Annotated in this window: 22 protein-coding genes; 17 read left to right on the top strand and 5 right to left on the bottom strand. The window is 70.3% G+C overall.

What is annotated here, in order from left to right:
• Positions 1 to 184: 184 nt before the first annotated feature.
• The gene (locus D473_RS0120915) at positions 185 to 886 is read right to left on the bottom strand and encodes a DUF305 domain-containing protein (protein WP_017610991.1); all 702 of its coding nucleotides are present in this window, start codon (positions 884 to 886) and stop codon (positions 185 to 187) included.
• An 89-nt stretch (positions 887 to 975) separates the two neighbouring features.
• Here D473_RS0120915 and D473_RS0120920 point away from each other — a divergent pair, with 89 nt between their 5' ends.
• On the top strand, positions 976 to 1,701 hold the full coding sequence (locus D473_RS0120920; protein WP_017610992.1) for a DUF3105 domain-containing protein: 726 nt from the start codon (positions 976 to 978) through the stop codon (positions 1,699 to 1,701).
• Between the two features lie 120 nt (positions 1,702 to 1,821).
• Here D473_RS0120920 and D473_RS0120925 read toward each other — a convergent pair whose 3' ends face one another.
• Complete coding sequence (locus D473_RS0120925; RefSeq protein WP_083918057.1) at positions 1,822 to 2,295, bottom strand: DUF3515 domain-containing protein; 474 nt, start codon at positions 2,293 to 2,295, stop codon at positions 1,822 to 1,824.
• Positions 2,296 to 2,357: 62 nt separating this feature from the next.
• Complete coding sequence (locus D473_RS0120930) at positions 2,358 to 2,591, bottom strand: Lrp/AsnC family transcriptional regulator (protein ID WP_017610994.1); 234 nt, start codon at positions 2,589 to 2,591, stop codon at positions 2,358 to 2,360.
• Positions 2,592 to 2,745: 154 nt separating this feature from the next.
• On the opposite strand from D473_RS0120930, the gene D473_RS0120935 reads away from it, so the two are divergent.
• Positions 2,746 to 3,741, top strand: a complete 996-nt coding sequence (locus D473_RS0120935; RefSeq protein ID WP_017610995.1) for a thiamine-phosphate kinase — start codon at positions 2,746 to 2,748, stop codon at positions 3,739 to 3,741.
• 121 nt (positions 3,742 to 3,862) lie between these two features.
• Complete coding sequence (locus D473_RS0120940; RefSeq protein WP_026127163.1) at positions 3,863 to 4,510, top strand: cellulose binding domain-containing protein; 648 nt, start codon at positions 3,863 to 3,865, stop codon at positions 4,508 to 4,510.
• 193 nt (positions 4,511 to 4,703) lie between these two features.
• Here the strand turns inward: D473_RS0120940 and rpmB are convergent, their stop codons facing one another.
• A complete protein-coding gene (gene rpmB / locus D473_RS0120945) occupies positions 4,704 to 4,889 on the bottom strand; it encodes a 50S ribosomal protein L28 (protein WP_017610997.1) in 186 nt (61 codons plus the stop codon).
• Between the two features lie 387 nt (positions 4,890 to 5,276).
• Here rpmB and recG point away from each other — a divergent pair, with 387 nt between their 5' ends.
• The 10 genes from recG (at position 5,277) to smc (ending at position 17,051) form a co-directional block, all read left to right on the top strand.
• On the top strand, positions 5,277 to 7,388 hold the full coding sequence (gene recG, locus D473_RS0120950) for an ATP-dependent DNA helicase RecG (protein WP_017610998.1): 2,112 nt from the start codon (positions 5,277 to 5,279) through the stop codon (positions 7,386 to 7,388).
• 274 nt (positions 7,389 to 7,662) lie between these two features.
• Positions 7,663 to 8,220, top strand: a complete 558-nt coding sequence (gene rsmD, locus D473_RS0120955) for a 16S rRNA (guanine(966)-N(2))-methyltransferase RsmD (RefSeq protein WP_026127164.1) — start codon at positions 7,663 to 7,665, stop codon at positions 8,218 to 8,220.
• Between the two features lie 306 nt (positions 8,221 to 8,526).
• A complete protein-coding gene (coaD, locus tag D473_RS0120960; RefSeq protein WP_017611000.1) occupies positions 8,527 to 9,018 on the top strand; it encodes a pantetheine-phosphate adenylyltransferase in 492 nt (163 codons plus the stop codon).
• Between the two features lie 238 nt (positions 9,019 to 9,256).
• The gene (locus D473_RS0120965; protein ID WP_017611001.1) at positions 9,257 to 9,835 is read left to right on the top strand and encodes a YceD family protein; all 579 of its coding nucleotides are present in this window, start codon (positions 9,257 to 9,259) and stop codon (positions 9,833 to 9,835) included.
• Positions 9,836 to 9,978: 143 nt separating this feature from the next.
• The gene (gene rpmF, locus D473_RS0120970) at positions 9,979 to 10,155 is read left to right on the top strand and encodes a 50S ribosomal protein L32 (RefSeq protein WP_017611002.1); all 177 of its coding nucleotides are present in this window, start codon (positions 9,979 to 9,981) and stop codon (positions 10,153 to 10,155) included.
• 351 nt (positions 10,156 to 10,506) lie between these two features.
• Positions 10,507 to 11,241 carry a ribonuclease III gene (gene rnc / locus D473_RS0120975; RefSeq protein WP_017611003.1) on the top strand — a complete coding sequence of 245 codons (735 nt, stop codon included), beginning with the start codon at positions 10,507 to 10,509 and terminating at the stop codon, positions 11,239 to 11,241.
• A 5-nt stretch (positions 11,242 to 11,246) separates the two neighbouring features.
• A complete protein-coding gene (mutM, locus tag D473_RS0120980; RefSeq protein ID WP_017611004.1) occupies positions 11,247 to 12,101 on the top strand; it encodes a bifunctional DNA-formamidopyrimidine glycosylase/DNA-(apurinic or apyrimidinic site) lyase in 855 nt (284 codons plus the stop codon).
• A gap of 125 nt (positions 12,102 to 12,226) precedes the next feature.
• Positions 12,227 to 12,547 (top strand): acylphosphatase, encoded by a 321-nt coding sequence (locus D473_RS0120985; protein ID WP_017611005.1) that lies wholly within the window; start codon positions 12,227 to 12,229, stop codon positions 12,545 to 12,547.
• A gap of 323 nt (positions 12,548 to 12,870) precedes the next feature.
• Positions 12,871 to 13,059 carry a hypothetical protein gene (locus tag D473_RS0120990; RefSeq protein ID WP_017611006.1) on the top strand — a complete coding sequence of 63 codons (189 nt, stop codon included), beginning with the start codon at positions 12,871 to 12,873 and terminating at the stop codon, positions 13,057 to 13,059.
• A 422-nt stretch (positions 13,060 to 13,481) separates the two neighbouring features.
• Entirely contained in the window at positions 13,482 to 17,051 is a 3,570-nt protein-coding gene (gene smc, locus D473_RS0120995) for a chromosome segregation protein SMC (RefSeq protein ID WP_026127166.1), read from the top strand.
• A gap of 67 nt (positions 17,052 to 17,118) precedes the next feature.
• Here the strand turns inward: smc and D473_RS0121000 are convergent, their stop codons facing one another.
• Positions 17,119 to 19,746, bottom strand: a complete 2,628-nt coding sequence (locus tag D473_RS0121000) for a S8 family serine peptidase (RefSeq protein ID WP_017611008.1) — start codon at positions 19,744 to 19,746, stop codon at positions 17,119 to 17,121.
• 493 nt (positions 19,747 to 20,239) lie between these two features.
• Between D473_RS0121000 and D473_RS0121005 the strand changes: the two genes are divergently transcribed.
• The 4 genes from D473_RS0121005 to D473_RS0121020 all read left to right on the top strand — a co-directional run bounded on the left by D473_RS0121005 (position 20,240) and on the right by D473_RS0121020 (position 25,370).
• The gene (locus D473_RS0121005; RefSeq protein WP_017611009.1) at positions 20,240 to 21,238 is read left to right on the top strand and encodes an ABC transporter substrate-binding protein; all 999 of its coding nucleotides are present in this window, start codon (positions 20,240 to 20,242) and stop codon (positions 21,236 to 21,238) included.
• Between the two features lie 163 nt (positions 21,239 to 21,401).
• Positions 21,402 to 22,436, top strand: coding sequence for a FecCD family ABC transporter permease (locus D473_RS0121010; RefSeq protein WP_017611010.1), 1,035 nt, complete (start codon positions 21,402 to 21,404; stop codon positions 22,434 to 22,436).
• Positions 22,437 to 22,502: 66 nt separating this feature from the next.
• The gene (gene ftsY / locus D473_RS0121015) at positions 22,503 to 23,702 is read left to right on the top strand and encodes a signal recognition particle-docking protein FtsY (RefSeq protein ID WP_017611011.1); all 1,200 of its coding nucleotides are present in this window, start codon (positions 22,503 to 22,505) and stop codon (positions 23,700 to 23,702) included.
• A 336-nt stretch (positions 23,703 to 24,038) separates the two neighbouring features.
• Positions 24,039 to 25,370 carry an ammonium transporter gene (locus D473_RS0121020; RefSeq protein ID WP_017611012.1) on the top strand — a complete coding sequence of 444 codons (1,332 nt, stop codon included), beginning with the start codon at positions 24,039 to 24,041 and terminating at the stop codon, positions 25,368 to 25,370.
• Positions 25,371 to 25,703 lie beyond the last annotated feature (333 nt).

Here is a 25,703-nt window from a genome sequence, read left to right on the forward strand (position 1 = left end):
GTACTACCCTGCCAGCCGGCCCCAGGCCAGCCACGAACAGACTTACAGGTCGGCCGGCTCGGCCCCAGGGGAAGCCGGTCCCTGGTGTGGCTGAGCGGGCCTGTCACTTGTGGGGGAGGTCGGCCCCCGTGCACGTGCTCTGAGGGGAGCCTTTTGCGTGGTCGGGCCTTTTGCGTGGCCGGTGTCAGTCCTCCGGGTCCACGCCCCGGTCCTCGAGCATGCCTTCCATGAGGTCGACCTCGGTCTGCTGCGCGTCGATCATCCCCTGGGCGAAGTCGAGGACCATGTCCTCGCCGCCGAGCTCCACCTCGGCCTCGGCCATCTCGATCCCGCCGAGGTGGTGGTCGATCATCAGCTCCAGGAAGATGATCTCGGCCTCCTCGCCCTCGGCCCGGTCCAGCTCCTCGAGCTCCTCGTCCGTGGCCAGCCCGGGCATCCGCTCGGGAGCCTCTCCGTCACCGCCGCCGTGGTCGTGGCCGGACCCGGCCATCCACGTCATGGGCTGCTCCGTCCCGCGCGAGGGCAGCTCCCACTCCATGAGCCAGCCCTGCATCATGCCGATCTGCGACTGCTGGGTGCGGGTCATGTCGGTGGCGACGGTGTGCAGTTGGCGGTCGTCCGTCTTGTCCAGGATGACCATCGACATGTCCACGGCCTGGGCGTGGTGGGCGGTCATGTCCCGCAGGAAACCGGCGTCCGCGCTGTTGTCCAGCGGGTAGGAGGGCCGACCCGCGAGAAAACCGGCGACGAGGGCGAGGACGGCGAGCGTCACGGCGATCCACGTCGGCGTGGACCTCCATGAGGGCCCCGGTTCCGTTTCCTCGGTCGGCTCCTCGGCCCCGTCGATGTCAGCGGAGGTCTCCGCGTGCTGGTCATTGTGTTCCATCGGTTACATCCTGGTCGTATCGCCCGACTGTGCTGACAAGGTAGAGGATAGGTAAGTACCTGTAGAACACCCCTATCCCAGGAGACCCAGTGGCCAAGAAGAAGACGGCCGAGGAAAGACGGCGCAAGGCCGCAGAGCTCAAGGCCCAGCGCATCAAGGAAGAACGCCGCAAGCGCATGTGGAAGATCGCGGGTATCAGCACCGCGGCCGCCTTGGTGGTGGGTCTGCTCGTCTTCGCGGTGGTCATGGAGCTCCGCAGCCGCAACATCGCGGGGGTCGAGGAGTTCGAGGGGGTCACCAACAACCACCTGGACATGGGAGAGAGGGTGGACTACGAGCAGTCTCCCCCGGCCGGTGGCGATCACTGGTCCAGTTGGCAGAACTGCGGGGTCTACCCCGAGCCGGTGACCCCGGAACTGGCCGTGCACTCCCTGGAGCACGGCGCAGTGTGGATCAACTACGACCCGGAGCTCCCCGAGGAAGAGATCCAGGCGCTCAACGACATGTACAACGCCGGCGACTACCTCCTCGTCACCCCCTACGAGGGTGAGATGGAAGCCCCCATCGTCGCCTCCAGCTGGGCCCGCCAGATCACCGCGGAAAGCGCCGACGACGAGAATCTGCAGCGTTACGTGCAGCTGTACGAGCGCGGTCAGGACGTCCCTGAGCCGGGTGCCGCGTGCTCGGGCCAGATCTCCGAGACCGCCCCGCAGATCGAGGAACAGCTCGGACAGGCCGGCGGCGAGCAGGGTGAGGAGAACGGCGGCGCCGACGAGGAGGCCGAGGACGAAGGCTCCGACGAGGAGACCGAATAACCCGCCGTCCCCGCACGCGGCGGTATCCCTCGTGCCGGCAGAAACAGAAGGGGCCGGCGTCCGTGGACCGATCCGAACCGGTCACCGGGCGCCGACCCCTACCCGTGTGTCAGGGAGCCCTCACAGCGAACCCTCGGGCAACGCCGGGACGTGCTCGGAGATCAGGTCGCTCATCGTCGTCAGGGCCGGAGCGGGGGCCCCGTGGCCCGAGGGCACCTGCAGTTCGATGTAGGCCTCGTGGCCGACCGCGGTGAACATCGTCGGTTCGTCCTCGGGCCGGGGCAGCCACGCGACCCCGTTGACCTCCTCCAGGAGCGAGTCCGGCTGCAGGCTGTCGGGGCGGGGCACCCCGCAGCGCAGGCTGATGGGCGGGTCTCCCCAGGCCGCCATGATCTCGCTCTCGGGCCGGATCTCGGCGCGCTCGGCGTCCATGAGGGTCTCGGGGAGCTCGTCGACGAACGCCGAGCAGACCTCCGTGGTGGTCCCGTCGGTCTCCGGGGGACTCATCTGCACGGTCTGCGATCCACAGCCGGTGGCGATCAGGACCACACCGAGGGCCGGTGCCACCGCCGACCCGAAACCACGTCTGCGCACTGTTCAGCCACCCCGCTCTGTCGGACCCGGAAGGGGAATCGTCCGGGCCCGCAGGGGCCCGCTCAAATATTGACGATAGGACACGTCAGAGTACGGGCGATCCCGTCCAGGCGCTGAATGCGGGCCACCACGAGTGAGCCCAGGGCGTCGACGTCGTCGGCGTGGGCCTGCACGATGACGTCGTAGGGGCCGGTGACGTCATGGGCCTCGTCCACACCCGGGATGGCACGCACACGTCCGGCGACCTCCGAGGCCTGGCCGACCTCGGTCTGGATGAGGATGTAAGCCTTCACCATGTGTTCATCTCCTTCGGTACGAGCCGGGATGGGTCGAGCGGGGCACCGGCCGACCAGGAAAGGCACGACTGCTGTTGAAAAAAGTGTCGGCGCTGGCCACAGTCTCTGCAGAGGTCTGGGCCACGCGCCGAAGCGTCACCGTACCCTGATCTCTGTGCGGTACACCATCGGAGGTCTGGGCGAGTTCACTCTGATCACACGTGTGACAGCCCAATTCCCCATCACGGACGACGTCATCCTCGGCCCCGGCGACGACGCGGCGATCGTCGCGGCATCCGACGGGCGGACGGTGGCCACCACCGACATGCTCGTGGAAGGCCGCCATTTCCGCCGCGAGTGGTCCAGCGCCCGCGACGTGGGCCACCGGGCGGTCGCCCAGAACTTCGCCGACATCGCGGCGATGGGCGCGCGACCCACCGCCCTCCTCATCGGGTTCGCGGCACCCCCCGACCTGCCCGTGCAGTGGGCCGAGGAGTTCACCGCGGGGGTGCGCGACGAGTGCGCGGTCGCCGGGGGCACCGTCGTGGGCGGCGACATGGTGGGATCGGACACCCTCACCCTCGGGGTCACCGCGCTGGGCGACCTCGGCGGCGCCGATCCCGTGCGCCGCAACGGGGCCCGGCCGGGGGACGTGGTCGCCTGCGCCGGTCCTCTGGGACTGTCCGCGGCCGGCCTGGCCCTGCTGGAACGCGGGATCGACGGCCCCGCGCTCTGCCTGTCCGAGCACCGGCGGCCCAGCCCGCCCTACGCTGCCGGCGCGGAGGCCGCCCGGCTGGGGGCCACCGCCATGCTCGACGTCAGTGACGGCCTCGTGCAGGACCTCGGCCACGTGGCCCGGGCGAGCGATGTGCATATCGATCTGGACTCGATGTCACTGCGTCCCGACCCGGAGCTGCTGGAAGCCGTCCGGGTGCTCGGGGCCGGTCCCGATCGGGAACACGAGGTCGCGCAGGAGCTGATGCTGGTCGGCGGGGAGGACCACGCGCTCGCCGCCACCTTCCCGCCCGGTGTAGAGCTCCCCGACCACTGGTACACCGTGGGACGGGTCCAGCAGGTGTCCGAAAAGGTCCAGGAGGGCACCGTTGGTGGTGTCACGGTCGACGGGGACCAGCCCGCACGCGGGGGATGGGACCATTTCGGCCGTGGGTGAGCACGCTCGGATTTGTCCTGTTCGACTCGCACGCTAGGCTTTCTCCGCGCGGCTCGTGTGAGCGAGGAAAGGTCTGCGACCGGGATGCAGAGCAGCGTCGAGAGGCGGTTCATTGGGCGGCATGGGTAAGCGGCGCGCCATGCGCCGCGGCGCGCACCGCAGTGAACCCGAGGACGCCGGTGCCCTGAGGCGCGTCAGCGGATTCCTCGGCAGCACCGTACCCAGACGTGTGGAGCCGCCGCGCTTGCTCAACGTCCTGATCATCTCCGGTGTGCTGCTGGGGCTGCTGCTCTTCGGATACAGCACGACGCAGATCTACCTGCAGTTCGGCAGTGACCCCGGCGCTTCGGAGAACCCCGGAGCGACGGAGGATCTGGAACCCGAATCCCCGCCCGGAAGCAGCTCGGCCGAACAGGACCCCGGAAACTCCGGAGGGCCCCGGACACAAGCCGGCACCGAACCCACCACCGTCGTCTATCGCGTGGTGGACCGCGGCGCGGCGGGTTTCACCGGGAGCGTCACGCTCACGAACACCTCCGACAGCCGCCTGGAGGCCTGGGAGCTGGCGCTGGCCTTCGACGACGCCGAGGTCACCGAGGTGCACGACGCCGACTGGGAACCGTTGGAGGACGGGATCCTGGCGCGCCAGCCCGGCAACGGCGACGGCCTCGACCCCGGGGAGTCGGCCACGATCTCCTTCGACGCCATGGGAGACCCCGAGGACCCGCCGGCGCGCTGCTCGCTCAACGGTCACGTCTGCAACCTCTGAGCCCCCGGGGCACCCTGGACGGGGCCCTCCCCGCGCCGGCCGCGTACCCCTTGCGCCCCGGACCGGCGTACATGCCGGACCGGTCGTGCACACCGCGCCGCGTGCCCCGATCCTGCCGCGCGAAGGCCCCGGAAACGACGAAGGCCCCCCGACGGTGTCGGAGGGCGCTTCGAGGAATTCTACGGCCGAAGCCTCAGCCGACGACCTTGCCGGCCTTGATGCACGAGGTGCAGGCGTTCACGCGCTTGGGCGTGCCACCGACACGGGTGCGGACGGTCTGGATGTTGGGGTTCCAGCGGCGGCGGGTGCGACGGTGCGAGTGGGAAACACTGTTACCGAACCCTGGTCCCTTGCCGCAGACGTCGCAAACGGAAGCCACGGTAACTCCATTCAAGCGCTCGGGATCGCGCACGTCGCCGCACGCGAAGGGTCTGATCCGACCGGAAGAGGTCGAGGTAGGTCGGCGACGCGGTCGCCAACCGTCGAAGAGTACACGAAAAGCATGGTCGGACGCGGAATCGGGCCGCAGACCGAACGTCTTCGTGCGAAGGTGGGCCGTGGTGAGAGCACTGCTCCGTCACCCACCGGAGCATCGGATCCGCCGTGCGGGCACAGCGAACACGCGATGAACTGCGACCAGTATACCCCGCTTGAGAAGGCCCGGGTGCCGATGCGGATCTGAGACCCCGAGGCCTTCGAAACAGGCTCCGAACCTCTAACCTGGCGCTCATCAGCCGGTCATCGCCGAATCCGGACGGGAACCACAGTGAGCACCTGGGACGAACCGCTGCGCACGCCGCTCGGCGGCTCGGCGCGCACCTTCAAGGACAAACTCGACCTGCACACCCTCGGGGACCTGCTGCGTTACTATCCCCGCCGCTACGACCGCAGGGGCGATCTCACCGACCTCGCCGTGCTCCTGGAGGGCGAGGACGTCACGGTGCAGGCCCGGGTGCTCGACGCGCGCCGCCGCACGATCCCCGCCCGGGGCAAACGCCGCCGGATGGACATGCTCGAGGTCACCGTGACGGACGGCACCGGGCGGCTGCACCTGACCTTCTTCAACCGCGGCTCGTTCCACCAGGGCAAACTCGTGCCCGGGCGGCTGGCGATGATCTCGGGGCGGGTCTCCACCTACCGGGGGCGCCGCCAGTTGGATCACCCCGAGTACCAGCTCCTGGAGGGCGAGGAGCTGTCGGAGGAGGAGGCACGCGCCTACGCCGACCAGATCATCCCCGTCTATCCGGCGGTCAAGGGACTGGACTCCTCGCGTATCGCCATGGGTGTGGAGATGGCGCTGGCGCGGGTGGAGGAGCTGCCCGACCCGTTGCCGCCGCAGGTACGTGAACGCCACGGCCTGTCCGGGATCGCCGAGGCCCTGAAGGGGATCCACCGACCCGCTAACGGCGGGGACATCGACCGTGCCCGCGAGCGCCTCAAGTGGGACGAGGCGTTCGTGCTCCAGCTCGCACTGGCGATGCGGCGCCACAAGGCTGAGGAACTCTCGGCACAGCCGCGGCCCGGTACCGACGACGGGATCCTGGCCGCCTTCGACGCACAGCTGCCCTTCACCCTCACCGACGGGCAGGAGGAGGTGGGCGAGGGCCTGGCCGAGCGGATCGCCGGGACCCGGCCCATGCACAGCCTGCTCCAGGGCGACGTCGGTGCGGGCAAGACGCTCGTGGCACTGCGCGCGATGCTGCGGGTGGTCGACTCCGGGGGGCAGGCCGTGCTGCTGGCGCCCACGGAGGTCCTGGCCCAGCAGCACCACCGTTCCATCACCGCGATGCTCGGTCCCCTGGCGCGGGCCGGGCAGATCGACGGCGCCGACCACGCCACGAGGGTGAGTCTGCTCACCGGATCGATGGGGGCGGCGGCCCGGCGCGAGGCGCTGCTGGAGGCCGCCTCGGGGCAGTCCGGGATCGTCGTGGGCACCCACGCCCTGCTGCAGGAACACGTCTCCTTCGCCGACCTGGGGCTGGTCGTGGTCGACGAACAGCACCGGTTCGGCGTGGAGCAGCGCGACGCCCTCCGGGAGAAGGCGGCATCCGGGCGCCCGCACGTGTTGGTGATGACCGCCACGCCCATCCCGCGGACCGTGGCGATGACCGTCTACGGCGATCTCGATGTGGTCTCTCTCACCCAGCTGCCGTCCGGGCGCGCGGGGATGTCCACACACGTGGTGCCTGCGTTGGAGAAGCCGCACTTCCTGTCGCGCGCCTGGGAACGGGTGCGCGAGGAGGTCCGGTCCGGGCGCCAGGCGTTCGTGGTGTGCCCCCGCATCGGCGACACCGACGACGACCCCTCGGCCTCCGTGCTCGACCTGTACGCCCGGCTGCAGAAAGAGACTCTGCCCGATCTGCGGGTGGAGCCCCTGCACGGGCGGATGGCCCCCGAGGAGAAGGACGAGGCGATGCGGGGCTTCGCCGCGGGGGAGATCGACGTCCTGGTCTCGACCACGGTCATCGAGGTCGGTGTGGACGTGCCCAACGCCACGACGATGGTGATCATGGACGCCGACCGGTTCGGGGTCTCCCAGCTCCACCAGCTGCGCGGACGTGTGGGGCGCGGTGGACTCCCCGGCCTGTGCCTGCTCGTGACCGAGGCCGAGGAGGGCACTCCCGCACGCGAACGGCTCGCCGCGGTCGCCGCGACCACCGACGGGTTCGAGCTCTCCCGCGAGGACCTGAAGATGCGCCGGGAGGGCGACGTGCTCGGTGAGGCGCAGTCCGGGGCCCGGTCCAGCCTGCGCATGCTCACCCTGCTGCGCGACGAGGAACTCATCGGCCGGGCGCGCGAGGAGGCCGCCCGCCACANCGCCGAGGCCCTGGACACCCTGTTGCCCGAGGAGAGGGCCGAGTACCTGGACAAGGGCTAGGTCGTGTTTTTTGAATCATTCCGGGCTCGCATCCACCAGGCTGCCTCTCGTTGCGTCTCTGCGCTCGTGAAGCACAACCAGGCGGGCCCCCGCTGTGCGACGCTGCGGAGCTTGCGTAGCAGGGCACAGTAGGGGCAACTTCGCACATCGTCTTGCGAGAGATTGCCTGGGCGGCCGCTCGCTGATCCGAAAGCCTTCTGAAAAACACTCCCTAGGTGTGGTGTTCGCCCCCGCCGGACAGGCCCTGGCCGCCGCCGGCCGCTACCTTGGTGCCATGACCCGCATCATCGCCGGAACCGCGGGCGGGCGGCGCATCGACGCCCCCGACGGCCGCACCACCCGCCCCACCAGTGACCGTGCCCGGGAGGCGCTTTTCTCCTCCGCCCAGTCGGACCTGGGAACGCTGCAGGGCATACGTGTGCTGGACCTGTACTCCGGGTCGGGCGCGATCGGTCTGGAGGCGCTCTCCCGCGGGGCCGGGCACGCCCTGCTGGTCGAGGCCGACCGGAAGGCCGCCGCGACCATCAAGGCGAACACGAAGGCGCTCCGGTTGTCCGCGCGGATCGCTGCCGACCGTGTCGAGCGGGTCCTCGACCGGGGCCCGGACGAGCCGTACGACCTGATCGTGGCCGACCCTCCCTACGCCGTGGGGGAGGAGGGGCTCGCCGAGGTGCTGAGCGCCCTCGTGGACCAGGGTTGGCTCGCCCCCGACGCCGTCGTGGCCCTGGAGCGTTCCAAGCGCAGTCCGGAACCCGTCTGGCCCGACGGACTCGTGCGCGACCGCAGCCGTACCTACGGTGAGGCCGTGCTCTGGTACGCCCGTCCCGCCTGACCTGCTGCCCGGAGCCCCGCGCGGGGGAGCGCTGGTCCGCCCGGCCCGGGGCGCGGTGCCGTGCACCCGGGCTCGCGGCCGGGACAGGTGTGCCTGGCGCGTGGCCCGGTCCCTGTGATGGGGATCCGGGTCACGGCCGCCGGAGACGGATGGGGGAGGATGGCGGGGGGTATGTGCCCGTCATGCCCACTCTGGACATGATCTGCCGGGATTGAGACATATGTGATGCGTATCCCTTGTCCGCGGGACCGCGGACGGGGAAGCCGTCCCGGCAACACGAGAGCCTTCGGAAAGGGGTGATCCACAGTGCGCCGTGCCGTCTGCCCGGGATCGTTCGACCCGGTCACCTACGGTCACATCGACATCGTCGGCCGGGCCGCCAAACAGTACGACGAGGTCGTCGTCGCCGTGCTGAACAACATCAACAAGCGCGGTCTGTTCACCGTCGACGAGAAACTCGACATGCTCTCCGAGGGCACGGCGGACTTCGGCAACGTCGCCGCCGCCGAGTTCGACGGCCTGCTGGTGGACTTCTGCCGGGCCAACGGCATCGACACCATCGTCCGCAGCCTGCGTTCGGTCAGCGACTTCGACTACGAGCTCCAGATCGCCCAGATGAACTACCGTCTCTCGGGTGTGGAGACGGTGTTCATGACCGCGAATCCGCAGTACTCGTTCCTCTCCTCCAGCCTCGTGCGGGAGATCGCCCAGCACAACGGCGACGTCTCCAGCCTGGTCACCCCTTACGTCCAGAAGCGGCTGCGGGAGAAGTACGCCGAGCGCGCCGCGGAGCAGTGACGAGTACCCTGTCCGGGGTTGATTTGGGTGGGCGCGGAGATGATAGGTAGAATCGTGGTTCGACCATGGGTGTCGTCCGTGGCACACGGACCTCGCCCTGCCGCTCCGTAGGAGGGACACCGCATGTCCCGCCCCCGGAGGGGACCCGCGAACGGAACACCACCGGTCCCGTTTCCCGGCATCGGCCACAGCACGTGCGCGGTGTCCGGCAAGCTCCGCAACCTTTCGTGAAAGCGCGATGACCCAGTCCCGTCTTGATCCCCGTGACCCGTTCGTGGTCGACACCCGCTCGCTGGGCCGCCAGCCGGGGTCGATGCGGACCGTCAATCGCATCGTGAACGTCCCAGAGGCGTTCGCGACGCCGATGGCGTCCATCCCCGAGGGCGCGGAGGTCGAACTCGATCTCCGGCTCGAGGCCGTGATGGAGGGTGTCCTCGTCACCGGCACCGTCCGGGGACGTATGACGGCTGAGTGCTCGCGCTGCCTCGACCCGCTCTCGGAGGACCTGGAGGCGAGCTACCAGGAGCTCTTCCACTACGAGTCCGACGAGAACGAGAGTGCCGACGGCGAGGACGAGGACGAGGACGAGGAGGACTACTATCTTGAGGGCGACCTGCTCGACCTCGACCCCGTGGTCCGAGACGCCGTCGTTCTCGCTCTCCCGCTCTCACCGTTGTGCGGTCCGGACTGTCCCGGCCTGTGCCCCGAGTGCGGGGTCAAGCTCGCCGAGGCCGGTCCCGACCACGGTCACGGCGAACGAATCGACCCCCGTTGGGAGGCCCTCCGCAATCTCGCGGAGGACCCCGGCGAACGCTGAGAGCACTGCCCCGTGCACACGGGAGGGTCCGGCCACCGGCCCGGGCGCCCCGTGACCGGAGCACACCCGCCCCGCAGAGCACGCGGGGCCGACCAGACGATCGATCTCCCGCGACCGCGCGGGGGTGACCCAGGAGGATTGAAGTGGCCGTCCCGAAGCGGAAGATGTCGCGGAGCAACACCCGGATCCGTCGTTCCCAGTGGAAGGCGCAGCGCCCGGTGCTGGGCACCTGCCCGCGCTGCCGTGACCCGAAGCAGCCCCACACCGCGTGCCCGACCTGCGGCACCTACAACAACCGCCAGGTCGTCAACCCGTCCTGACCAGTGCTCCTGTCAGGGCCCGAGGCCCGCGGAGACCGGATGCTGAAGTGCCGCGTTCCCCAGCGACGGGGAGCGCGGCACTTCTCTGTCCGGGGCTTTGTAGAGTGGTGGCGCAACCCAGGGGCGCGACGGGGCCCGGTCCACGAGCTGGCCGTGGTTCCCGAGTTCGTGGTGGCTGCCGGGGGAGTCGCACTCCCGCGACGATCACCTCGTTTTCGAGCACCGCGGTCCAGACCGGCCCGCACGCGTCCGATCCGCTCAGCGCCGGGCAGGTGGAGGTGGGGCAGGACCGGGGGCTGCCTGCGCCGACCCGGACCCGCCCGGCGCGCACGACCATGGAAGTGATCACGCGTGGCCAACCAGCAGCTTTCCGCCTCCGAATCCCGGGCCTTCAACAAGGCCATCGGTGTGGAGATCGACGCGGGTATCGTCCTGCGCGCCCTCACGCACCGTTCCTACGCGTACGAGAAGGGCGGCCTGCCCACCAACGAGCGGCTGGAGTTCCTCGGTGACTCCGTGCTCGGCCTGGTGGTGACCGACACCCTCTTCCGCAAGCACCCGGACCTGCCCGAGGGCCAGCTCGCCAAGCTGCGGGCCGCCGTCGTCAACATGCGCGCGCTCGCCGACGTCTCCCGCGGCCTGGGTCTGGGCGAGTTCATCCGGCTCGGCCGTGGCGAGGAGGGCACCGGGGGCCGAGACAAGTCCTCGATCCTGGCGGACACCCTCGAAGCGATCATCGGCGCCGTCTACCTCGACCGCGGCCTCGACACCGCGTCGGAGTTCGTGCACCGCCTGTTCGACCCGCTCATCGCCACCGCCTCCGGCCTGGGCGCGGGGCTGGACTGGAAGACGTCCCTGCAGGAGCTCACCGCCTCGGAGATGCTCGGCGTGCCCGAGTACCAGGTGGAGGAGTCCGGCCCCGACCACCAGAAGACCTTCCGCGCGACCGTGCGTGTGGCCGGCGAGAGTTACGGGCTCGGTGAGGGCCGGAGCAAGAAGGAGGCCGAGCAGCAGGCCGCGGAGTCGGCGTGGAAGGCGATCCGCGCCCGCTCGGTCCAGGCCGGCGACAACGGGGGACAGGGGTAACAGACGTGCCCGAGCTGCCCGAGGTCGAGGTCGTCCGCCGGGGCCTGCAAACGCACGCCGTGGGCCGCACGGTCGGCACGGTCGAGGTCCTGCACCCGCGATCGATCCGTCGCCATGCTCCCGGAGCCGCCGACTTCACCGCGCGCCTGTCCGGTGCGGTGCCCACGTCCGTGCGCCGCCGCGGCAAGTACATGTGGTTGGTGCTGGACACCGGTGACATGCTCCTGGCCCACCTGGGCATGAGCGGCCAGATGCTGGTGCAGCCCGCCGGGAAACCCGACGAGAAGCACCTGCGGGTGCGCCTGCCTCTGTCTGAGGGCCAGGAACTGCGGTTCGTGGACCAGCGCACCTTCGGCCACCTCATGGTCGCCTCCGGAGGAGAGCGACCCGACGTTCCCTCCGTGGTCGACCACATCGCCCTGGACCCGCTCGATCCCGGGTTCGTGCCGCAGGAGCTCGTCCGGGCTCTGCGCACCAAACGCACCGAGGTCAAGCGTGCCCTGCTCGACCAGTCCGTGGTCAGCGGTGTCGGCAACATCTACGCCGACGAGGCCCTGTGGCGGGCGGGCCTGCACTGGGGCCGGTCCACGCGCGGGCTCTCCGACACCCAGGCGCTCACCCTCATCGCGCACGTGCAGGACGTGATGGGCGAGGCCCTGGAGGTGGGCGGCACCACCTTCGACGGGCTCTACGTCGACGTCAACGGCGAGAGCGGTTACTTCGAGCGGGGACTGAACGCCTACGGGCGCCGTGACGAGCCGTGCGGCCGCTGCGGTGCGCTCATCGTGCGGGAGGCCTTCATGAACCGGTCCTCCTTCTCCTGCCCGCGCTGCCAGCCGGCCCCGAGCCGGCGCCGCTGAACAGGGCCGAAGCGATCCGAGCCGGTGCCTCGGCCCGCCTGTGGTGAAGCTGTGACGCGCAGGGCGCACGTGGTGGGGCATCGTAGTGAGGAAAGTTTGTCGTGAAGGTTAGGAGGGCGCGGGCAGTGAACGAGTACACGGGTGGGAACACCGGAGCTGCCGGGCATCCGGACGAGCACGTCAGGCTCACCGCGTGGGTGCGCGGCCAGGTGCAAGGTGTGGGTTTTCGCTGGTGGGCGCGGGCCAGAGCGCTCGAGGAAGGGCTCGTGGGCGCTGCCACCAACCTCGAGGACGGCCGTGTCGAGGTCGTGGCCGAGGGAGACCGGCATGCGTGCGACCGGCTCCTGGGGCATCTGCGCGGCGGCCGAACGCCCGGTCGTGTCGATTCCGTGGTCGAACGTTGGGCCTCACCCAGGGGCACCTTCAACGGATTCGTCGAGCGGTGAGTATGCTGGAAGGGTAACGCGATGCGAACCGCACCGTGCGGTCGAGGACGAGGGCCCTGCGCCCGAGGCCTCTGGAACGAACCCGGCGACGGGGGTGACCGCTGGTTCGTATGGCGCGGTGCCACATGCCCAGGACGTGTCCGTCCGGGTTCTGGTCGTTACCGACTGTCGTAATCGAACCTTGACCAGTAGCGCGCACGGTGAGACTCTGGAAAGTACACCGCGCAACATTTCCGGCCCGCTCGTGGCCACCACGTCACGAATCCTGCGGGACACCGTGTGCGCACATCACAACTGGTCACTCAGTGTGGAGGACCCACATCATGGCGAAGGCTCTGTTTGGCCACGTCGGCGGCTCCGACCCTCGTATGGCTCAGGAGATGCGCCGGTTGCAGAACCGGGTGCGCGACCTCGAGGCCGAGGTCAGCCGACTCCAGGCCCGTAACGACCAGCTCAGCATGGCCGTCACGGACACCTCCGGTTCGTCCGACCGGGAGCCCGCGCTCGCCTGAGCGCAACACCGCCGAGGTGCCGGTTCTGTTCCGGTACCAGCCGTCGGCGTGAGGATCCTTTGACGGGGACGCCGAGCGCACCATCACAGGCGTCCCTGGGGATCACCTCGAGTGCCCCGATACTGAACCTTTTCCACTGCCCGCACGACCTTTTCCTTTCCGTTGCGGCCTTTTTGCTTTGTACCCGGCGGCTCCTGCCACAACCCTCCGTGTCCGCCGGACATCCCCCGCATCCCCTTCTCCCGTGAGGACGCCTCGCCCGGCCCGTGCCTGCTGCCGGGCCCTCCCGCACGGCCGGCGGCCCCGGCGCCCGTCCGTGTGATCTGCCACCTTGACCGATGGCACACCCGCTGGTCACCGCTTCGTGGCACCCTTGTGTGGTCGCCCGTGCAAGCAGACGGTGACCGTCCCGGGAGGTAAGGGTGTATCTCAAGAAAATGACGCTGCGCGGCTTCAAGTCGTTCGCGTCGGCCACCACCCTGCGTTTCGAACCCGGGATCACCTGTGTCGTGGGCCCCAACGGCTCCGGCAAGTCCAACGTCGTGGACGCGCTCTCCTGGGTCATGGGTGAACAGGGCGCCAAGTCCCTGCGCGGCGGCAAGATGGAGGACGTCATCTTCGCGGGCACCTCCACCCGCCAGGAACTGGGCCGCGCCGAGGTCAGCCTCACCATCGACAACGCCGACGGCGCCCTGCCCATCGACTACACCGAGGTCACCATCAAGCGGACCATGTTCCGCAACGGTGGCTCGGAGTACTCCATCAACGGCGACACCTGCCGGCTGCTCGACATCCAGGATCTTCTCAGCGACTCCGGTATCGGACGCGAGATGCACGTCATCGTCGGCCAGGGGCAGCTCGACACCGTCCTGCACGCCGGACCGGAGGAACGCCGCGGGCTCATCGAGGAGGCTGCGGGCATCCTCAAGCACCGCAAACGCAAAGAGAAGGCGGTCCGCAAGCTCAACGCGATGCAGGGCAACCTGGACCGCGTCACCGACCTGACCTCGGAGCTGCGCCGCCAACTCAAACCGCTGGGCCGCCAGGCCGAGCTCGCCCGCAAGGCCGCCGTCATCCAGGCCGACCTGCGCGACGCCCGCCTGCGCCTGCTCGCCGACGACATCGTCACCCTCACCGACCAGCTCGCCGAGGAGGAGGCCGACGAGAAGGAGGTCCAGGCCAAACGCCAGGCCACCGAGACCTCCCTCAAACGCGCCCAGGAACGCGAGGCCGAGCTGGAGGAACGCTCCACCGCGGCCGCCCCCGCGCTGGCCTCGGCCACCGAGGCCTACCACGCGCTGTCCCGCCTCACCGAACGCCTCGATGCCGTGCGCGGGCTCGCCGACGAGCGCCACCGCAACCTCGCCACCGGGTCGGAGGAGCCCGTCCACCGGCGCGACCCCGAGGAACTGGAGATGGAGGCCGAGGAGGCCGCGGCCCAGGAGGAGGAGCTCGCCGAACGCCTCGAGGAGGCCCGCGAGCAGCTCGAGGCCGCGGTGACCGAACGCGGCACCGCAGAGGACTCTCTCCACCGCGAGGAGAAACGGCTGGAAGCGGCCAACCGTGCCTCCGCCGAGCGCCGCGAGGGCATCGTGCGCATGGGGACCCGGGTGGAGAGCTTGCGGTCGCGCCTGGCCTCCGCCGACGAGGAGATCGCCCGCTCCCAGGAAGCCGCTCAGGAGGCCGCCCGGCGTTCCGAGGAGGCCCAGGCCGAGTACGAGGCCGCTGCGGAGGAGTCCACCGGTCTCGACGAGGGCGACGCCGAGACGGACACCGCCCAGGAGGAGGCCGCTGCCCGCCTCGCCGAGGTGGAGGACCGCCTCAACCGCCTCCGCGGCGAGGAACGCGCCGCCGAGAACGAACGCTCCGCCCTGGCCGCACGCAAGGAAGCCCTGGAACTGGGCCTGGCCAGCAAGGACGGCGCCGACACCCTGCTCGGCGCCGAGCTCCCGGGCACCCTGGGCAGCCTTCCGGCGATGGTCCAGGTCGAGGGCGGCCACGAGACGGCGGTGGCCTCCGCGTTCGGCCAGGCCGCCGGGGCCGTTGCGGTCACCGACCCCGAGGCCGCCGTGGCCGCACTGGACCTGCTGCGTTCGGAGGAGGCCGGGCGTGCAGGCATCGTCGTGGCCCGCGCCGCCACCGAGGCCGGCCTGGGCGGTGTGCCCCGCCAGGAGTGGCCGTCCCTGCCCGAGGGGACGAGCTGGGCCCTGGACGCGGTCGTGGTGCCCGAACACGTGGCAGGGACCGTGGCCGCCCTCCTCGACCGCACCGCTCTGGTCGACAGCGCCGCCCGAGCGCGCGACCTCGTCGACAAACTGCCGCAGGTGCGTGCCGTCACCCCCGAGGGAGACGTGTTCACCCCGGTGATGGCGCACGGCGGATCGGCCGGGGCGCCCAGCCTCCTGGAGGTCCGGTCCGCGGTGGATGAGGCCGCCGAGGCCCTGGAGTCGGCCACGGAGACCGCGCGTGTGGCCAGTGAGGCCCTGGCCGAGGCCCAGGCCGAACGCCGCACCTGTGCCGAACAGGTCGAGGAGCTCGCCGCCCGGCGCAAGCAGAACGACCGCAAACGCAACGAGAGCGCACAGAAGCTCGGCAAGCTCGGCGGACAGGCGCGCTCGGCCGAGGCGGAGGCCGAGCGCTACGCGAAGGCGAGCGAGAAGGCCCGTACCGCGCGCGAGGAGGACGCCGCCAAACTCGCGCGCCTGGAGGAGGAGTACGCCGAGGCCGAGGAGATGGCCTCCTCGATCGAGGAGGAGGCCCCCGACCCCGAGGTCCGCGACGAACTCGCCGCGCATGCCTCACGCGCACGCGCCACCGAGACGGAGCGCCGCCTGACCGTGCGTACCGCCGAGGAGCGGCTCCGGTCGGTCTCCGGGCGGGCCGACGCGCTGCTCGCCCAGGCCGCCGAGGAACGCAGCGCCGTCGAACGCGCCGCCGAACGCCGCCGTGTCCGGGTCGCCCAGGCCACGGTCGCCGAGGCGGTGGTACAGAGCGCCGGCCTGGCCCTGGAACGCATCGGCCGGTCCCGCACGGCCGCCGACACCGAACGGACCGCCGCCGAGGCAGCCAAGGAGGAGCGCGACGCCGAACTCAAGACGGTGCGCGCCCGTGTACGCGAGCTCTCGGTGGAGATGGAGAAACTCACCAGCTCTGCGCACAGCGGTGAGATCGCCCGGGCCGAGCGCCGCATGCGCCTGGAACAGATGGAGACCAAGGCCGTCGAGGAACTGGGCGTGGACGTGCCCACGCTCGTGCGCGAGTACGGGCCGAAGGTCCCGGTGCCCCCGCCCGCGGACGCCGGTGAGGACGCCGCCCCGGTCCCGTACGTGCGCGAGGTCCAGGAGAAGCGGTACAAGGCGGCCGAGCGCAAACTCAACCAGCTCGGCAAGATCAACCCGTTGGCGTTGGAGGAGTTCGCCGCGCTGGAGGAGCGCCACGCCTTCCTCAACGCGCAGTTGGAGGACCTCAAGAAGACCCGCAGCGACCTCATGGACATCGTCGCCGAGGTGGATTCGCGGGTGCAGGAGGTCTTCTCCGCGGCCTTCCTCGACGTGGAGCGCGAGTTCGCCGAGATCTTCGGCCGCCTCTTCCCCGGGGGCGAGGGCAAGCTGGTGCTGACCGACCCCGACGACATGCTCACCACGGGGATCGAGGTGGAGGCGCGCCCGCCCGGCAAGAAGGTCAAGCGCCTGTCCCTGCTCTCGGGCGGGGAACGCTCGCTCACGGCGGTGGCCTTCCTCGCGGCGATCTTCAAGGCGCGCCCGTCGCCGTTCTACGTGATGGACGAGGTCGAGGCGGCCCTGGACGACACCAACCTGCAGCGCCTGCTGGTGATCTTCGAGGAGCTGCGGTCGGCCTCCCAGCTCATCGTCATCACCCACCAGAAACGCACGATGGAGGCGGCCGACGCCCTGTACGGCGTCACGATGAAGGGGGACGGGATCTCCCAGGTCATCAGCCAGAAACTGGAGCGCACCACCCCGGGTCCGTGACCCGGGGCGGTGCGCGGGGAACCCGCTCCTGGCGCCACCGGTATCGGCGCCGGCGGCGAGATCCCGCCTAGCTGCGGTCGATGGTGACGACCGGCGAGGTCCAGGACTCCCAGTGGTCCTCCTCCTCCGGGTCACCGAGCGCCTTCAGCGCACGCAGCTCCAGGCGGTACTCGCCGTCGTCCACGTCGGTGACCCGGCCGTGGGAATCCACGACCGTGCCGTCCCACGGGTAACTGAAGTACGCGTCGGGGGAAGCGCTGCGGTTCACGTGGTCCACCTGCACGGCCACGTTGCGGTCCGGGTGGACCGGGCGTCCGGTCCGCTCGTCGATCACGACCATGCGCACCTCGGTGGTGTGGTGGGAGAAGTGCACGAGGAAGTAGGGCATGTCCGGCAGCCCGTCGACCCAGTCCATCGTGAAGGCTTCGCCCCCCGGGCTCGGGTCGAAGACCGCGCCCGGGTCGACGCAGTCCAGGCCGTCGAAGCTCGCGCACTCGGTGACCTGGGTCAACGCGGGCATCTCCCCGCCCACGGGCAGTGCATCGATCTCCTGGTAGTCGCCGTTGTAGGCGGCGTAGGGCACCCGGTACACCTCCCCGGCGCCGTCGCCCACGGTGAGGTACCCGCCGTAGATCATCTGCTCGAAATCGCGGGCGGGCGGGGTGACGGTGACCTCGACCTCGGCCGAGGAGCCCGGCTGCACGGTGACCTCGTCCTCGGAGAAGCTCACCGCCGCGGCTGCGTCGTTGAACGAGGGCGCGAACGTGTCGCCGTGGGTGCCCACGGACGCCTCGTGCCCGAGGGCGTAGGTCTTCTCGGTCTCGCTGCCGTTGGTGACGGTGACCGTCTCGGTGACGGCGCCCTCGGTAGCGCCGAGGGAGAGCTTGCCGGGTGCCACGCTCGTGCCGGCCAGTACCGCGCCGGGAACGTCGAGCATGCCCGCGCCCTGGCGGTGCACGTTGTCGATCAACCCGGACTCGGGGTCGCCCCACCAGTCCTTGGGATCAGCGCTGTTCTGCAGCACCGAGCGGATCCCGTGCGGGTCCAGATCGGGGCGGGCCTCCAGGAGCAGGGCCACGCCGCCCGCCACGTGCGGTGCCGACATCGACGTGCCGCTGAGCGTGGCGTACTCGCCCATCGCCATCGGATAGGTGGAGTTGATCAGGCCGCCCGGGGCGCCCAGGTCGGGTTTGAGCGCCAGGTCGGGGGACAGGCCGAAGGAACTGAACGAGCTGATGGTGCCGCCGGTCGGGTTGGGCGTCTGCACATGCTCCTCGGTCCACTCCAGGGTCGGGGCGTCCCCGGCCTCGATGAGGTCGACGAGGTGCGCGCCGGTCTCGTCGGAGACCCCGATGGAGGGCACACCCAGGTCGGGCAGTCCGCCGCCGGAGAACATGCCGGGCAGGTTGTTGTACATGACCACGGCGGTCGCCCCGGCCTCCACGGCGGCCTCGTACTTGGCGCCGAACTCGCACTGGCCGCGGGCCACGAGTGCGGTCCTGCCCTCGGGGTCCTCCTCGAGTTCGTCGCCCTCGGACAGGCATGCGCGGCCCACGTGCACGAGTTCGTCGGTCTCGCCCGAGGCCGGGGGCTCGGGGGCCGAGTCCATCCCCATGTACGGGACGGTCTCGCCACCGGGCCGGGCCAGAGCGGTCGCGGTCTCGATGTGGGTGTTGTCGAAGGCGGCCACACCGATGACGCTCTCGCCCAGGCCGGGGGCACCGGCCGAGTACAGGCCCGTGTCACCGGAGTTACCGATGGAGGCGACCACGCTCACACCCTGGTCGACGAGGTTGTCGGCGCCCACGGCGGTCGGGTACTGCGGCCAGGAGTGCGCCGAACCGATACTCATGTTCAGTACGTCCATGTCGTCCTCGAGGGAGGCCTCCATGGCGGCCAGCATGATGTCGGCGTCGGTGGAACCCTCGCACCCGAACACCTTGTACGCACCGAGCTCCACCTCGGGGGCCACACCCGTGACCTCGCCCTCGGCGCCGACGATGCCGGCCACGTGGGTGCCGTGGCCGTTGCAGTCCTGGGGGTCCCCGTCGGGCCGGGGCACGTCCGACCCCGGCTCGCCCGCGTTGTAGTCGTCGCCGACGAAGTCGTACCCGGCCACTACACGGTCGTTGGGGAAACCACCATCGCCCAGGTCCGGGTGGGTGTAGTCCACACCGGTGTCCATGACGGCCACACGCAGGCCCTCGCCACTGAGGCCGAGTTCGTTCCGGGCGACGTCGGCCCCGGTCATGGGCAGCGCCGTGTCCATGTCGGGTTCACTGTCGTCGACCTCGGGGATCTCGTGGCGCAGGACCGGATGCACGGCCTTCACACCCGGGATCTGGCGGGCCGATCCGACCTGGGCCTCATCCATCTCGACCGAGAGGCCGTTCCACAGGTCGTCGAAGGCGTGGCGTTCGTCGTAGTCCAGGCCGTGGCCGTCGGCCTCGGCCCGGAACTGTTCGTGCTCGCCTTCGACCGTGGCCGTCGCGGTGCCCTCCGACGTGGGAGGGCTCTCCATCTCGACGAACCACAGGCCCTCGGCCTGGTGCACCGGTTCGCCGTCGTAGGAGGTGGGCAGCGGGTGGAGGGGGGCGAGCTCCGAGCTCTGATCGGCCTGGGCCGGGGCCGCCGCGAGCAGGCCCGCGACGAGAGACAACCCGGCCACCTGCGCCAGGCGTGAGCGTTGTACCACCTTGACAACACATCCCTTCTCGGTGCGCGCCTCAGGACACCGGGGGAAGGGCAGCCCCCAACAGGGATCATGTTGTGCATGCGCTGGGGGATGTGCCGAAATGTGTCCGTATCGGTTGTTCGGCGCGCACAGCTACGTGATCATTGCGTTGTGTCGGGCATGTGTCAATGCTCACAGGAGACCGGTTCGGGCGGTCGTCGCGCGGTAGCGGCCTCCCCGGTGCCGCTCCGACGTGCGGCGAGAGTACAGTGGCGTGGCTGGGCCGACAGTGTGCGACACATCGGCCCGAACGGCACCGAACGAGCGAAGTCCGGTCAGGGGGCCACCCGCACACCCGGCCCCAACCCGGCGCTGTCCCGCAACTGTGAGGCCCCTCCGCGCGGAGGGGACGAGCCAGGTCGCCTCGCCGGTGCCGACGTCCCCGTCCTCGTGGGAAGGACAGGCCGTCTGGTGAACCGGGCCGTGCTCCTTCCCCTGGTATGCAAGGAGCATCGTGCGTACAGCACGCAGACTGCCCGCAGTACTGCTCGGCGCCGCCCTCGTCCTGACCGCCTGCGGAACCGACGACAGCGCCACCGATGACGAACCCCGGGACGAAGCGGCCGACCTCGCCTGCGCTCCCCCCGAGCCCGACCCGGACCGTCCCGAGGTCGGCGACGGCACCTTCCCCGCCACGGTCGAGGACGACAACGGCGGGCTCGAGGTCGAGTCCGCGCCCGAGCGCATCGTCTCCCTCTCACCCACCCACACCGAGATGCTGTTCGCCATCGAGGCCGGCGACCAGGTCGAAGCGGTCGACGAGTACTCCTACTACCCCGAGGAGGCGCCCGTCACCGACCTGAGCGGCTACGAGCCCAGCGTCGAGGCGATCGCCGAGTACGACCCCGACCTCGTGGTCCTCGGCAGCGAGCACATCGACCTCGCCGACCAGCTCGACTCGATCGACGTGCCCGCCCTGGTACTGAACGCCGCACAGGACCTCGAGGGCACCTACGCCCAGCTCCGCCTGCTCGGCGACGCCACCGGACGGACCGAGGACGCCGACGCCGAGGCCGACCGCGTCGAGTCCGAGATCACCTCGACGGTCGAGGAAGTGTGCGCCGAGACCGGTGACGCCGAACCGATGAGCGTCTACCACGAACTCGACGATGGCCTCTACTCGGTGACCTCGGAGACCTTCATCGGCCAGATCTACTCCATGTTCGGCCTGACCAACATCGCCGACGACGCCGACGACGGCAGCGCGGGCGGGTACCCGCAGCTGTCCGCCGAGTACGTCGTGGAGGAGGACGCCGATCTCATCTTCCTCGCCTACGGCGACGAGAACGCCGTCGAGGAGCTCGAGCAGCGCCCCGCCTTCGGCACCGTCACCGCCGTGGCCGAGGGCGGTGTCCACACGCTCGACCCCGACATCTCCTCCCGCTGGGGGCCGCGCGTGGTCGAACTGACCGAGTCCGTCGGCGACGCCGTCCGGGAACAGGCAGGGGCCTAGGCCGTGTTCGGTGGACGCCTTCCGTCGCGAGCGGCGTATCCAGTGGTGCTATCGCAAGACCGAAGAAGGAGTCAGGGTGGGCCCCTGCCGACTGATGAGAACACAGCGAGAGTGCCGCTGGGGCGACGCGCAGCAGGTTGCGGTGTCCGCTGAACGCGGCCAAATGAAGGGCGGTGCCGGATTTCCCACGAAGTGGGTCCTGGGCGGCCTGGTCCTGCTCGCGGCCGCGGTCCTGTGCGGCGTCAGCGCCGGCGCGGCCTCGGTCTCGGCCGCCGACATCGCCCGGCACGTGTTCAGCCTCCTCTCGGCCGGCACGGAGTCCCCGCTCACCGAACGGGAGGAGGCCCTGCTCCTCGAACTGCGCCTGCCGCGTGTGGTCATGGGTCTGCTCGTGGGCGCCCTGCTCGCCACCGCCGGCGGCGCCTACCAGGGCGTGTTCCGCAACCCGCTCGCCGACCCGTTCCTGCTGGGAGCGGCGGCCGGTGCGGGCCTGGGCGCGACCCTGGTCATGGTCTTCGGCTCGGAATGGTTCGACAGCACGCGCGCGATGGTGCCCGTGGCCGCCTTCATCGGTGCGCTCGCGGGCGTGTTCTCCGCCTACCTGCTGGGCTCGACCGCAGGGGGAGGGGGCACCGCGGCGCTCCTGTTGGCGGGGGTGGCGGTCTCCTCGTTCCTTTCGGCCGCCCAGACCCTCGTCCAACAGATGGGGATCGACCAGCTCCAACAGATCTACTCGTGGCTGCTCGGAAGCCTGGGACGCGGCGGCTGGGACGACGTGCGGCTCGTGCTGCCCTACGCGATGGTCGGTCTCGTGGCCTTGCTGGCCTGCGGATATCTGCTCGACATGCTCGCGCTCGGCGACGACAAGGCCGTCAGCCTGGGCCTGCACCCGACACTGGTACGGATCGTCGTCATCTTCGCCGCCTCCCTGGCCACCGCCGCCGCCGTCTCGGTCAGCGGGCTCATCGGGTTCGTCGGCATCGTCGTGCCCCACATCGTGCGCCGCCTGGTGGGATCCAACTACCGCGCGATCCTGCCCGTCACCGTCGTCGTCGGCGGGGCGTTCATGGTGTTGGTCGACATCGCCGCCCGCACCCTCGTGGCCCCGGCCGAACTTCCCATCGGTGTGGTCACCGCTTTCCTGGGCGCGCCCTTCTTCGTGCTCATCCTGCGTGCGACCCGCCACCGCGCCACCTGAGGCCGGGACGCCCGCCGGGCCTGTGTGGTGCGAAGGCGTCCGGCACTCTGAAAGACTGTCCGAGCTATGGACATCACCTTGCTCGCAGCCATCGCCCTCGTCGTCGTGCTCCTCGCCGTCGGCGGATTCTTCCTGGTCAGGAGCCAACGCTCGGTCACGCCGGGCAAGGACGAGACCAAGCCCGAGGTCACCGGGGGGGCCACGGCGGCACCCCCCGAGGAGGACCGGGAACGCGACGAGGGCACCGTCGCCACCCCGCCTGCGCAGGCGCCGCCCGTGCCCGCGGAGACCGTGGAGGAGCCGGAGGCCGAGCCGGCGGCCCCCGAACTGGAGACCCCTCCGCCCTCGGCCGGACGCATGGTGCGCCTGCGGCAGCGGCTGGCCCGTTCCCAGAACTCCCTGGGCCAGGGGCTGCTCAACCTGCTCTCCTCCGATTCCCTGACCGAGGACACCTGGGAAGAGATCGAGGACACCCTCATCACCGCCGACATCGGCGTGACGTCGGCGACCCAGATCGTGGAGAACCTGCGTACCCGCGTCAAGGTGCTGGGCACCCGCGGCCCCGACGACGTGCGCGGACTCCTGCGGGAGGAACTGCTCGCCCAGCTCGGCGGCGACACCGACCGCACCGTGCGCACCGAACCCCACGGCGAGCGCCCTGCCGTGATCATGGTCGTGGGGGTCAACGGCACCGGCAAGACCACCACCACCGGCAAGCTCGCCCGGGTCCTGATCGGTGACGGCCGCAGCGTCGTGCTCGGCGCGGCCGACACCTTCCGCGCCGCCGCCACGGAACAGCTCCAGACCTGGGGCGGCCGTGTGGGTGCCCCGGTCGTGAGCAAGGAGGAGGGTGCCGACCCGGCCAGTGTCGCCTTCGACACGGTCGCGCGCGGAGCCGAGGAGGGCGCCGACACCGTCATCATCGACACCGCCGGCCGCCTGCACACCAAGACCGGGCTCATGGACGAGCTCGGCAAGGTCAAGCGGGTCGTGGAGAAGAAGTCCCGGGTCGACGAGGTCCTGCTGGTGCTGGACGCCACGACCGGACAGAACGGTCTGCGCCAGGCACGGGTCTTCGCCGAGGTCGTCAACATCACCGGCATCGCACTGACCAAGCTGGACGGCACCGCCAAGGGCGGCATCATCGTCCAGGTCCAGCGGGAACTGGGTGTACCGGTCAAGCTCGTGGGTCTGGGCGAGGGCCCCGACGACCTGGCCCCCTTCGACCCCGAGGTCTTCGTCGACGCCCTCCTCACCCAGGAGTAGGGCCCTCCGGGGACCGGCCCCGGAGCGGAGACGGGCACCGGCCGGATGCGGTCCGGGCCGCAGGAACGACGAGCGCGGCAGGAGGCCGCCGTCCACGCGACGGCGGCCTCCTTTCGTGCGGGCGGGTTCACAGCGGCAGCCGTTCACGAGCGCACCCGTGTTCACGGCGAGTTAATGACCGGGCCCGTTCATTTACGCCGGGGCAACACACCGAATGCAGCCGGGAAACACCCCGGGTGGACCGTGGCTTCCGTGGTGATGGCGTCGGGCCCGATGGCGCGCCTGCCGACCGTCGCTCATCGATGCTCCCGACGGTCCGTCCCTGGAGGCGAAGACATGATCGACACCGGTAACACCGCGTGGTTGCTGATGAGCGCCGCGCTGGTGATGCTCATGACACCGGGCCTGGCGTTCTTCTACGGCGGTATGTCCCGAGCCAAGAGTGTGCTGAACATGATGCTGATGAGCTTCGGATCCATCGCCGTGGTCAGTGTGCTCTGGGTCGTCGTGGGCCACTCACTCACGTACGCCCCCGGTCACGGGCCACTCGGACTCTTCATCGGCGGATTCGACCAGATCGGGTTGAGCAGCATCATCACCGAGGTCGACGAGGAGGGGGGTTACCCGCTCCTGGTCGACGCCGGCTTCCAGATGATGTTCGCGGTGATCACCGTCGCGCTCATCAGCGGCGCGATCGCCGACCGCGCCAAGTTCGGTGCCTGGCTGCTCTTCGCCCCCGTCTGGGCGCTTCTGGTCTACTTCCCCGTGGCCCACTGGGTCTGGGGCGAGGGCTGGATCGCCCGCCTGCACGAGTTCACCGGCCTGCCCGAGGTCATCGACTTCGCAGGCGGCACAGCGGTCCACATCAACGGCGGCGCCGCGGCCCTGGCCCTGGTCATCGTGCTCGGCCGCCGCAAGGGCTTCGGCTCGGGAGCGATGCGCCCGCACAACCTCCCGTTCGTGCTCCTGGGCGCTGCCCTCCTGTGGTTCGGCTGGTTCGGCTTCAACGGCGGCTCGGCCTACGGCGCCAACGAGGAGGCCGCCCTGGCCCTGGTCAACACCCAGGCCGCCACCGCCGCCGCCACGGCTTCGTGGATGCTGGTCGAGCGTCTGCGCAACGGCAAGGTCAGCGCGCTCGGGTTCGCCTCCGGAGCCATCGCCGGCCTGGTCGCCATCACCCCCGCCGCCGCCGACGTCACCCCCGTCGGCTCGATCGTTGTCGGCGCGCTCTCCGGCGCGGTCTGCGCCTACGCGATCAGCTGGAAGTTCAAATTCAAGTACGACGACGCCCTCGACGTCGTCGGCATCCACCTGGTCGGCGGCATCGTCGGCTGCCTCGCCCTGGGCTTCCTGGCCAGTTCCGCCGTTCCGGGCGAGGGGACGGCCGGGCTGCTCCACGGCGGCGGCATCGGTCTGCTCCTCGCCCAGGCCGTCTCGGTCCTCGGCGTGATCGCCTACAGCTTCGTGGTCACCTGGATCATCGCCAAGGTCGTCGACCTCGGCATCGGCTTCCGTATCGCCGAGGAGGTCGAGACCAACGGCCTCGACCACGAGCTGCACGCCGAGTCGGCCTACACCTTGGGCGAGCCGGCCGGGCTCGGCGAAGAAGCGGTCTCCTCGTCTGCGCCTCCGGGCGGGGAGACGGTCCCGCCGCGGTCCGGGGCCTGAGCCTCGACGGAGAGGTGTCCGGACCCGGACCATGACAAGCGGTGGGACGAACCAGGGCCGGTGGGAGCGGGAGCTCCCACCGGCCCTCCGGTGTTCGCGGGCACCGCCGCCGTCGCCGCCGGGGGTGGCCGGATCCGGTCGGCGGGGATCCCGGTACCGTTCGTTCGGTACGCTTTCTGATCGGTGAGGCGTAGGGTCGGCCGCCCGGAGGGTCCCACACACGGCTTCGGCGGCGGACCGTCCCGGCTCATGCACGCGCCCGGGGACGAGGCGCCGGAAGCTGCAACCGCGGGGCCCGCGTCGGCATCAGACGTCATGGACGGGCGGGCACAC

Source organism: Nocardiopsis xinjiangensis YIM 90004 (assembly GCF_000341145.1).
Taxonomy (GTDB): Bacteria; Actinomycetota; Actinomycetes; order Streptosporangiales; family Streptosporangiaceae; genus Nocardiopsis; species Nocardiopsis xinjiangensis.

Excerpts from the sequence above, each read along its gene's own strand:
- D473_RS0120965 (WP_017611001.1), top strand. The coding sequence starts at position 9,257 with ATGACCCAGTCCCGTCTTGATCCCCGTGACCCGTTCGTGGTCGACACC.
- rsmD (WP_026127164.1), top strand. The coding sequence starts at position 7,663 with ATGACCCGCATCATCGCCGGAACCGCGGGCGGGCGGCGCATCGACGCC.
- D473_RS0120915 (WP_017610991.1), bottom strand. The coding sequence starts at position 886 with ATGGAACACAATGACCAGCACGCGGAGACCTCCGCTGACATCGACGGG.
- D473_RS0121010 (WP_017611010.1), top strand. The coding sequence starts at position 21,402 with ATGAAGGGCGGTGCCGGATTTCCCACGAAGTGGGTCCTGGGCGGCCTG.
- ftsY (WP_017611011.1), top strand. The coding sequence starts at position 22,503 with ATGGACATCACCTTGCTCGCAGCCATCGCCCTCGTCGTCGTGCTCCTC.
- D473_RS0120940 (WP_026127163.1), top strand. The coding sequence starts at position 3,863 with ATGGGTAAGCGGCGCGCCATGCGCCGCGGCGCGCACCGCAGTGAACCC.
- D473_RS0121020 (WP_017611012.1), top strand. The coding sequence starts at position 24,039 with ATGATCGACACCGGTAACACCGCGTGGTTGCTGATGAGCGCCGCGCTG.
- D473_RS0120930 (WP_017610994.1), bottom strand. The coding sequence starts at position 2,591 with ATGGTGAAGGCTTACATCCTCATCCAGACCGAGGTCGGCCAGGCCTCG.
- D473_RS0120990 (WP_017611006.1), top strand. The coding sequence starts at position 12,871 with ATGGCGAAGGCTCTGTTTGGCCACGTCGGCGGCTCCGACCCTCGTATG.